9 protein-coding genes are annotated in these 10,478 nt (G+C 40.0%); 1 reads left to right on the forward strand and 8 read right to left on the reverse strand.

The window, feature by feature from the left end; translation table 11 throughout:
- Positions 1-5: 5 nt before the first annotated feature.
- From ACIY19_RS02975 to parE, 7 genes are all read right to left on the reverse strand, one after another.
- The gene (locus ACIY19_RS02975; RefSeq protein WP_000037105.1) at positions 6-236 is read right to left on the reverse strand and encodes a DUF2969 domain-containing protein; all 231 of its coding nucleotides are present in this window, start codon (positions 234-236) and stop codon (positions 6-8) included.
- A gap of 112 nt (positions 237-348) precedes the next feature.
- Positions 349-1,386 carry a branched-chain amino acid aminotransferase gene (locus ACIY19_RS02980; RefSeq protein ID WP_409002666.1) on the reverse strand — a complete coding sequence of 346 codons (1,038 nt, stop codon included), beginning with the start codon at positions 1,384-1,386 and terminating at the stop codon, positions 349-351.
- A gap of 115 nt (positions 1,387-1,501) precedes the next feature.
- Positions 1,502-3,982, reverse strand: a complete 2,481-nt coding sequence (gene parC, locus ACIY19_RS02985; protein WP_409002660.1) for a DNA topoisomerase IV subunit A — start codon at positions 3,980-3,982, stop codon at positions 1,502-1,504.
- Between the two features lie 188 nt (positions 3,983-4,170).
- The gene (locus tag ACIY19_RS02990; protein WP_049479702.1) at positions 4,171-4,683 is read right to left on the reverse strand and encodes a GNAT family N-acetyltransferase; all 513 of its coding nucleotides are present in this window, start codon (positions 4,681-4,683) and stop codon (positions 4,171-4,173) included.
- A gap of 79 nt (positions 4,684-4,762) precedes the next feature.
- Positions 4,763-5,578, reverse strand: coding sequence for an aminoglycoside 6-adenylyltransferase (locus ACIY19_RS02995; protein WP_049520709.1), 816 nt, complete (start codon positions 5,576-5,578; stop codon positions 4,763-4,765).
- Between the two features lie 328 nt (positions 5,579-5,906).
- The gene (locus ACIY19_RS03000) at positions 5,907-7,169 is read right to left on the reverse strand and encodes a hypothetical protein (RefSeq protein WP_049479700.1); all 1,263 of its coding nucleotides are present in this window, start codon (positions 7,167-7,169) and stop codon (positions 5,907-5,909) included.
- Between the two features lie 12 nt (positions 7,170-7,181).
- Positions 7,182-9,131: a DNA topoisomerase IV subunit B gene (gene parE / locus ACIY19_RS03005; protein WP_409002661.1), complete on the reverse strand. Its 1,950-nt coding sequence runs from the start codon at positions 9,129-9,131 to the stop codon at positions 7,182-7,184.
- 135 nt (positions 9,132-9,266) lie between these two features.
- Between parE and plsY the strand changes: the two genes are divergently transcribed.
- On the forward strand, positions 9,267-9,908 hold the full coding sequence (gene plsY / locus ACIY19_RS03010; protein WP_409002662.1) for a glycerol-3-phosphate 1-O-acyltransferase PlsY: 642 nt from the start codon (positions 9,267-9,269) through the stop codon (positions 9,906-9,908).
- 46 nt (positions 9,909-9,954) lie between these two features.
- Here plsY and ACIY19_RS03015 read toward each other — a convergent pair.
- Positions 9,955-10,478: IS3 family transposase (locus ACIY19_RS03015; protein WP_409002663.1), on the reverse strand; the 524-nt coding region annotated here is incomplete at its 5' end.

Below are 10,478 nucleotides of genomic sequence, written 5' to 3' on the forward strand. Positions count from 1 at the left end.
AAGTATTATTTTGTCAAATTATAGTTTTCAATCAAAATTTCCACAGCTTTTTCAAGTTTTTTATAAAAACTATCGACATTTCCATTCTTTATGATGGCAAATTGGTTATCTAATTCGGCAATTTCACCAATAACCTTTTTCCCAATCGTCAAAACGTAACCTTCATAGCTGTCTTTTCCAACAGTCACTTTTGCATCGGTTAATTGGATTTCAATTTTCTTATCTTTTTTACTCATACTTTACCTCTTTTCACTTTTTCTATTGTACAAGAAAATGCTCAAACTAGCAAGAAAAAACTCCATTTCAGTCCTTACAACTGCTACGGAGTTCTTCTTTATTTCCTGTCATTTAGTCCACTTTGACAATCCATCCTTCAGGCGCTTCTACATCACCAAATTGGATACCAGTCAATTCATCATAGAGTTTACGTGTTACAGGACCTACTTCTGTTTCACTATAGAAAACATGGAAATCATCGCCGTGTTGGATACCTCCAATTGGCGAAATAACCGCTGCTGTACCGCAGGCACCTGCCTCTACAAAACGCTCCAAATTATCAATTGGGACATCGCCTTCAATCGGAGTCAAGCCCAAGCGGTGTTCTGCCAAATAAAGCAAAGAGTACTTGGTAATAGATGGCAAGATGGATGGACTCAATGGCGTAACAAATTCGCTGTTCGCTGTAATTCCAAAGAAGTTGGCTGATCCGACTTCCTCAATCTTGGTATGGGTAGCTGGATCTAGGTAGATAACATCTGAAAAATTACGTGATTTTGCCATTTTACCTGGTAGAAGACTGGCAGCGTAGTTACCGCCTACCTTGGCAGCTCCTGTACCATGTGGGGCTGCTCGGTCAAATTCATCTTGAATCAAGAAATTAGTTGGAACCAAGCCACCTTTAAAGTAGTTGCCAACTGGCATGGCAAAGATAGTGAAAATATACTCTTCTGCTGGTTTAACCCCAATAATATCTCCAACGCCAATCAAAAGTGGACGGAGATAGAGGGTTCCACCTGTTCCGTATGGTGGTACATAATCTTCATTGGCACGAACAACCGCTTTACAAGCTTCTACAAACATTTCTGTCGGAACTTGTGGCATCAAGAGACGGTCGCAGGTACGTTGCAGACGCTTGGCATTTTCATCAGGACGGAACAGTTGAATACTACCATCCTTAGTACGATAGGCTTTCAAGCCCTCGAATGCTTGCTGTCCATAGTGGAGACTTGGAGAAGACTCTGAAATATGCAAGGTCGCATCCTCTGTCAATTCTCCTTGATCCCATTGACCATTCTTGTAATGAGCGATATAGCGATAAGGTAATTTCATATAAGAAAATCCAAGGTTTTCCCAATCAATTGCAACTGTCATGTATTTCTCCTTTATACTATTCAAACTATGTGTTCTATTCTACACTTTTCTAGTAAAATTTCAAGTATTATTTGTAATTTTCTGAAAATTTTTTCAACATAAAGAAATCAGCCCTCTGGACTGATTCTTTTTACGAATTTGTTTTGTCCTCTTTAAAGACTTCTTTGAGATAAGCATGAAAAACTTCTTCATCTGAAATGGTGTCTGATATAAAGCTTCCGTTGCTAGTGCGTTCTGACAAGTTCAAATCTTGCAATCGGCTTTCATAGATTGTTCCCTTGTTAGATTGAACAAGCAGTGTTTGGTCGTTCTCTTCCACTTCTGTACTAAAAAGATCACCAACGAATCCTTGTTCTGCAACTGCTCCAGCCAAGAAGACACGGTGCGGTTTGTTTTTCAACTCACGCAAGACTTGTAGACCTCGTTTGGCACGGCTAGTCGCTGGAATTTCCTCACAAGAGACACGTTTCAAGCTACCACGTTGGGTCAAGAGGTAGAAGGATGAAGTGTTACAGATAAAGGCAGCTTGTAAAACATCGTCAGCTTTCAAATTCATGGCCTTGACACCCGCAGCCTTGGCTCCGACAACCGGAACCTCTTCGATATTGAAACGAAGGGCGTAACCATTTTGACTAATCAAGAGAACATCATCCAGTTTGATCGGAGCTACTGCTACAATCTGGTCTGTCTCGTCTTTGAGCTTAGCATACTTGACTGACTTAGACTTGTAGGTTCGCCATGGAGAGAATTCTTTGCGTTCTACGCGTTTGATTTGACCAAGACGAGTTGCAGCAAAGTAGGTTGTCGAATCATCAAACTGATCCACGATTTCTACATAAAGGATTTCTTCATTAGTTTCAAAGTTGGTAATGGTCTGGCTCAGATGCTCTCCGATATCCTTCCAACGAATATCTGCCAATTCGTGGATTGGTCGATAGATGACATTCCCAAGAGTCGTGAACATCAAGAGATGCTGGGTTGTCTTGGCAGATTGAACAAAGATCAGACGGTCATCATCACGTTTGCCAATTTCTTCCAGAGTGGATGCCACAAAAGAACGTGGGCTAGTACGCTTGATGTAACCAGCCTTGGTTACGCTAACATAAGTATCTTCCTCGGCAATCAAACTAGCTGTATCAATCTCGATAACTTTAACCGTATCTTCTAAAGAACTCAAACGTGGAGTCGCAAATTTCTTCTTAACCTCACGAAGCTCTTTCTTCATGAGATTGTACATAGTCCGCTCATCACCGATAATCGCCGCCAGCATGGCAATCTTTTCACGAAGCTCTGCTTCTTCTTCTTGCAAGACAACCACGTCTGTATTGGTCAAGCGATACAGTTGCAAGGTAACGATGGCCTCAGCCTGCTCTTCTGTAAACTCATAGCTGACTTTGAGGTTTTCCTTGGCATCAGCCTTATTCTCAGAAGCACGGATAAGGGCAATGACTTCATCTAAAATAGAGATGACGCGAATCAAACCTTCCACGATATGGAGACGTTTTTCAGCCTTTTCCTTGTCAAAGCGAGAACGCGCCAAAATCACTTCACGACGGTGGGCGATATAGCTAGACAAGATTGGGACAATCCCGACCTGACGAGGCGTGAAATTGTCAATCGCCACCATGTTAAAGTTGTAGTTGATTTGTAAGTCGGTGTATTTGAAGAGATAGTTAAGAACGAGCTCGGTATTTGCATCTTTCTTAAGTTCAATAGCGATACGAAGACCGTCACGGTCAGACTCATCACGAACCTCAGCAATACCAGCCACCTTGTTATTGACACGAACATCATCGATTTTCTTGACCAGATTAGCCTTATTGATTTCATAAGGAATTTCAGTGATAACGATTTGTTCCTTACCACCTTTTAGCTTTTCAATCTTCGTCTTAGATCGAACGACCACACGCCCTTTCCCAGTTTCATAGGCCTTCTTAATTTCATCACGACCCTGAATAATCCCTCCTGTCGGGAAATCTGGTCCAGGCAAGAATTCCATGAGCTTGTCCACCTTGGCTGTTGGGTGGTCAATCATGTAAACTGCAGCATCTATGACCTCAGCTAAATTATGGGGAGGAATGTCTGTGGCATAACCAGCCGAAATCCCAGTCGAACCATTGACCAAGAGGTTTGGAAAGGCTGCTGGCAAGACCGTTGGTTCTTTCTCCGTATCGTCAAAGTTCCATGCAAAAGGAACTGTATTTTTCTCGATATCCTGAAGAAGGTAACCTGCAATTTCAGACAAACGTGCCTCAGTATAACGCATAGCCGCAGGAGGATCTCCGTCCATAGAACCGTTATTACCGTGCATTTCAACTAGAATCTCACGATTTTTCCAGTTCTGTGACATACGAACCATGGCATCATAGATAGAAAAATCCCCGTGTGGGTGGAAATTCCCCATGATGTTCCCGACTGACTTGGCCGACTTACGGTAGCTCTTGTCAAAAGTATTGCTATCCTTATTCATAGAATAAAGAATACGGCGCTGAACCGGCTTCAACCCATCACGAATATCTGGCAAAGCCCGGTCTTGAATAATGTACTTGGAGTAGCGACCAAATCGCTCTCCCATGATGTCCTCAAGGGACATGTTTTGAATGTTACTCATATATGATACAGAGCCCGTAAAATACCAAGTGTAAAGATAAATTCTTGAAGTAAGCTCTCAAAAGAATTTATTTTTTTACACAGTATCTAGAGCATGTTCAACTCCTTTCAAAGAATATAGAGTAGGTTTTAAATAGAGAAAAGATGAAAGGTCTAGGGATTTTAGTTTCTCATAACTAACTGTATCTATTATTCTAGCCATTTTTCATAGGAAATAGCGTAGGCTTTAAATCCCTTGCGCTCATAAATCCACTTTGCACTATCATTCCACGAGTAAGCATGAAGTTTAACACGCTGGATATTAGTTCTCTTCAGCCACTCCATACAGTCGTCCAACAACATATGCCCAATTCCTTTCCCTCTAACAGAGGCGCTGACAAACAGTTCATCAATCAGTCCTATTTGACCTGTTCCATTATCCGCAGTTGCGTCTTCATCATATACCCTTGCCAAGCCATAACCTACAATATCTTGATGATATTCAGCTAAAATAATGTATGTTCGTCCATCATCTCTATTTTCAAATGTTTTTAGTGCCTGGCTTTTAATAGCTTCAAGAACCTGCGAATAATCATCGTATGTTGATTTTTCATCATGGTGTTGCCTATTGAATCGGCTTAGTGCAGATGTCAGTTCGACAAAAATTTCTTTATCATTTTCGCGTGCTTCACGAAGTGTAATAGACTGTTTGTTATGCTTCATGACTGATTGCCTTTCTCTTTTGTAATAGCTAGCTGAAATAGTGTATGAGACCAGCGAACCTAAAGTTGCATAGCGAAATTTAGAGTCTAAGTCTCTCTTTAGCGTACCGAATCATTTTTTCTGCAGTTTCTTTATCATAAGGAAAACCAGTCTTGACAGAGAAAGTATGAGCTTCTTGGTGGAAAAGTTGCATCGTAGCAAACAAAGACTGAGTGATTTTATCTATACTTGAAAAATCAAGCACAACAGAGAATTCTTTCTCTTTCTCAGCAGGTAGATAGTTAAAGAGATATTTATAGTTCTTGCCGATATCAACAGTTCCTCTAGCACTTGCTACCTGCCAAGCCAAGACCTTCAAGAGTTCTTGCTGGCAAATACCGTAAAGATGGTCCGTTGCATAAATGACTTGCTCGCGACAGATTCCCTTGACCACATAGGCTGATACCCACCAAAATTCATTGCAGGCTTTTTCGAAATCTGTCTGACTAGCTGGATTCGTCCAGTAACGCTGAGTATTTGGAGAATAAGGCGAAAATAAGCCCTTAGGGTCCTCTAGCACCGTGAAATCCGCTTCGCTTTCTACCCACTCCTTGATATACTCTTTAGGACATAGAGTCAAATCAATACGGTTGCCATCTTCAAAGAGCATGAGATAGAGACGACGGTTGCCTAGGATATTATGCTGCTCAATGATACGAGCGCCAAACTGGTCCAACCAAGCAAGATTGCTTGTTAGAGTATCTAAGTCATCCACAACATAAACCACGTCGTAATCCTGAAATTCATCTTTTGGTGCTTTTGTATCAGTTCGTGAACCAGACATGGCGACAGCCTCAACTTGTAAAGTTTTTGCAGTCTGTAAAATCACATCGAGCATTTCTGTTTCTGTTCTCATTTTAATACCTTATTAGTTATTATTTTTTTGAGTGTTGTGAAAAAACATGTCTATAAAGTAGGCTATCTACTAGGTTCTTTCATTATCAAATTCTAAACCTATTTTTGATATGAGCTTTATAACTTTCTTTCACCTAGCTATTAAAATTTTTCACCTTGTACTATAAACCGATCTAAATATTAAATAATCACTAACAATTAGTTGATTTACTAAGTTAGTAATCATAAAGAAATATTTTCTCTCGATACAATAACTTGTTAGTCATTAAAAACATGAGAAAAATTAGGAACAATAAAATCACATGAAGAAGATAACACATTATACGACATTATCTATAACAATATACATACCTATCTTCCCTGAAATCATTATTGGTTCTTTTCGTTGTTTTCAATAAATTAGAAACTTTTAAGAAAATCAGTTCTGCCATTTCATCGCAACACGAAAGCAACTCATCAAGAATTTCTTCAGCTTTATAATAACAATCTTGGTCACAAGCTAATGGGTGAAATCGTGGCACTATGAAAAAATTATGCTTCTTCAAAAATCTTGTTCTTACATTTAATTCTCCATCGATTGTTTGTAACATACCGTTTTCAGTAAATCTTTTAGTATTATAACTTGTTATAGGATAATAATCACCATCAGAATAAGCGTAGTCTTTAGTAATACTATTCGATTCGCAATCATCTGCATCCCCTCTTATCTTTGCTGGAACATCTCCATCAACCTCAATCATAATAAACTTATTCCAATACCCTGGAGAATTAAAAGCCACCAATCTGTTGATTTTTATTTCATAATATAACGTTGAATTAGCTATTCTCATAAGTATTTTTCCGTCTTCAAATTGTAATCTAGATATACCTTCATAAGAGGATCCTCTGACCTTCCGGATAGGTGAAACTTCTAAATAATTGAAATCTTCAAAGAAATTGGTTAAACGATTAATTATTACTTTTTGGTCATTATATACTTTAAAGTTCTTATTATCACAATCTGGAAAAGATTCATAAAATCTATTCTCAAAGAAAATTGAGGAAGCTAAATGGGGGATTGGTTTATCTTTAGAATTAACTTCTACTTGTTTACTGTCAAAATTTTGATTTTCTCCTCCTCCACTTACTTCTTTATTTTGAGAGTTCGAATTCTCAACTTGATTAGCTTCTATCAGATGATTCATAGTAGCAATGTCAGCTATTGTAAAATTAGATGCTTTTTTAACTTCTTCAATCAAGAGTTTATTCAATTCATCCATCACTTCAAAAAATAGAACAGAATTAAAGTCTTGACTACTAAACATTGATTTGAGATGATTTTTGAAATCTTCATAACCTTTATATTCACTGTTCAATGTATACCGAATTTTTATAAGCTCTTCAAAAACTTGATTTTCCTTCCAGACTTTGGCCATACCATCATAACTCGGATTTTCGGCATGTCTCTTGAATATATATTTTTCAAAATCGTTTACTGCATTTTGAATTTTTTGGGTTTCAAGTTTTTCATCTATTCCCAGCCCCTCTAAAAGCTTGTCCAAATCCATCCCAGTAAAATCAAAGAAAAAAGATATCAATTTTTGTTTATCCATACATTCTTCCCCCTAAAACACCATCTCCCCACTCTCCTCCAGCGTAAACTTGACATTGTCTTCAATCCACTTACGGCGTGGTTCAACCTTGTCACCCATGAGGACATTGACGCGACGTTCTGCGCGGGCTAGGTCTTCAATCGTAACACGGATGAGTGTACGAGTTTCCGGATTCATAGTTGTTTCCCAAAGTTGGTCCGCATTCATCTCACCAAGACCTTTGTAGCGTTGGAGGGTAGCCCCTTTACCGAACTGCTTACGGAGTTCTTCTAGCTCTCCGTCCGTCCAAGCGTAGGCCACTTCTTCTTTCTTGCCTTTGCCTTTGGACATCTTGTAAAGAGGCGGAAGGGCGATATAGACATGTCCTGCCTCAACTAGCGGACGCATGTAACGGTAGAAGAATGTTAAAAGAAGAGTCTGAATATGGGCACCGTCGGTATCGGCATCGGTCATGATAATGATCTTGTCATAGTTGGCATCTTCAAGGGAGAAGTCTGCACCCACTCCCGCACCGATGGTATAAATCATGGTGTTGATTTCTTCATTTTTGAGGATATCTGCCATCTTAGCCTTGGCTGTATTAATAACCTTACCTCGAAGGGACAAGATAGCCTGGAACTTACGGTCACGGCCTTGCTTGGCAGAACCACCCGCAGAGTCCCCCTCAACTAGGTAGAGTTCATTCTTGGCAGGGTTTTTAGACTGGGCTGGAGTCAATTTTCCAGATAACAAGCCCTTGTCTTTTTTATTTTTTTTGCCATTTCGGCTCTCATCACGCGCTTTACGTGCTGCTTCACGAGCGTCACGAGCCTTGATAGCCTTGCGGATGAGATTGGAAGCTAGTTCTCCATTTTCCATGAGGAAGAAAGTTAATTTTTCTGCGACAATGCTATCAACAATCGGGCGAGCTAGTGGACTGCCTAGTTTGTCCTTAGTCTGTCCTTCAAACTGAAGGTGCTCTTCAGGAACCAGAATAGAAAGAACGGCTGCTAGTCCCTCACGGTAGTCCGACCCTTCAAGGTTTTTATCTTTTTCCTTGAGAAGTCCCGTCTTACGCGCATAGTCATTCATAACCTTGGTAATGGCGGACTTGAGTCCTGTCTCGTGCGTTCCACCATCCTTGGTACGAACGTTATTAACAAAGGACAAGATGTTATCTGAAAATCCATCATTGTACTGGAGGGCTACTTCTATTTGGAAACCATTTTCTTCCCCTTCAAAGTATAGAACCGGTGTCAAGGTTTCCTTGTCTTCATTGAGGTAAGAAACAAAGTCTTGTACCCCGTTCTCATAATGAAATTCGATTGCTTCATCTGTTCGTTTGTCTGTCAGAGACAAGGTCACATTTTTTAAGAGAAAGGCTGACTCATTGAGTCGTTCTGAAATGGTATTGTATTTGAAGTCAGTCGTAGAGAAAATCGTCGCGTCAGGCATGAAAGTGACTTTAGTACCTGTCTTAGACTTGGGTGCTGTACCAATTTTCTTCAAGGTTGTGACGGGTTTCCCGCCATTTTCAAAACGTTGCTTGTAGACTGTACCGTCACGAGTAATTTCAACTTCTAACCAGCTTGATAGGGCATTAACGACTGAAGAACCCACCCCGTGGAGACCTCCAGATGTCTTATAGCCACCTTGACCGAATTTCCCTCCGGCATGGAGAATGGTAAAGATAACCTCAACGGTTGGAATTCCCATGGCGTGCATCCCGGTCGGCATCCCTCGACCATGGTCTTGAACCGTTAGACTGCCGTCTTTATTGATGGTCACATCAATGCGGTCACCAAATCCAGACAAGGCTTCATCGACAGCATTGTCCACAATTTCCCAGACTAGGTGATGGAGACCAGCACCGTCGGTCGATCCGATATACATCCCTGGACGTTTACGGACCGCATCCAACCCTTCTAGCACCTGAATGGCGTCATCATTGTAGTTATTAATATTGATTTCCTTTTTTGACACAAGGAACCTCCTATTTGTTCATCTTTTCTATTTTACAGGTTTTCTAGCGATTTTGCAAAGTTTTTCCCATTCAGCTGTCACAATTTCACAGGATATTCTCTGACTTTCTATATCATTTCATGGTATAATAGGTACATGATGACATTTGTATTATTAATTTTAGCTTATCTGCTAGGTTCGATTCCGTCTGGTCTATGGATTGGACAAGTTTTCTTTCAAACAAATCTGCGTGAACATGGTTCTGGAAACACCGGAACAACCAATACTTTCCGAATTTTAGGTAAAAAAGCGGGTATGGCAACCTTTGTGATTGACTTCTTTAAAGGGACCTTGGCTACTCTACTTCCTATTCTTTTCCACCAACAAGGTGTATCACCTCTCGTCTTTGGACTTTTGGCCGTAATTGGACATACCTTTCCTATCTTTGCAGGGTTTAAAGGGGGCAAGGCTGTCGCAACAAGCGCTGGAGTTATTTTCGGATTTGCGCCTGTCTTCTGTCTCTATCTAGCAATCGTATTCTTTGGAACCCTCTATCTAGGCAGTATGATTTCACTGTCTAGTGTTACTGCTTCTATCGCAGCCGTTATCGGAGTTCTCCTATTTCCACTATTTGGTTTTATCCTAAACAGCTATGACCCTCTCTTCATTTTGATTATCCTAGCACTTGCTAGCTTGATTATCATTCGTCACAAGGATAATATCACACGTATCAAAAATAAATCTGAAAATCTCGTTCCTTGGGGATTGAACCTAACCCATCAAAATCCAAAAAAATAAAACGCCAGTTTGAAATGTACTGACCCCAAAAAGTTAGACAATTAATTTATCCGAAGGATTTAGTTCTGTATTGCACAGGACTGAGTCCTTTTAGTTTTACCTTAATTCGTTTATTGTTGTAGTAATCAATATAGTCTACAATGGCTTGTTCCAATTGCTTAAGCGACTGAAATGACTTCTCATAACCGTAAAACATTTCCGATTTCAAAATCCCAAAGAAGGACTCCATCATACCATTGTCTGGGCTGTTACCCTTACGTGACATGGATGCTTGAATTCCCTTACCCTCAAGAAACTGATGATAAGAATCGTGTTGGTATTGCCAACCTTGGTCACTATGGAGAATCGTATTCTCGTAGCGTTTCTCTGTGAATGCCTGTTCCAACATTGTTTTTACTTGTTCTAAGTTGGGTGAAGTTGAAAGATTATAGGCGATAATTTCGCTATTAAAGCCATCTAAAACTGGTGATAAGTAAAGCTTTTGAGTACTTGCTGGAATGGCAAATTCTGTCACATCTGTGTAGCACTTTTCCATTGTTTTAGAGCCTTCAAATTGACGTTGAATGAGAT

The sequence above is a fragment of the Streptococcus sp. ST14 genome (assembly GCF_046098195.1).
Taxonomy (GTDB): Bacteria; Bacillota; Bacilli; order Lactobacillales; family Streptococcaceae; genus Streptococcus.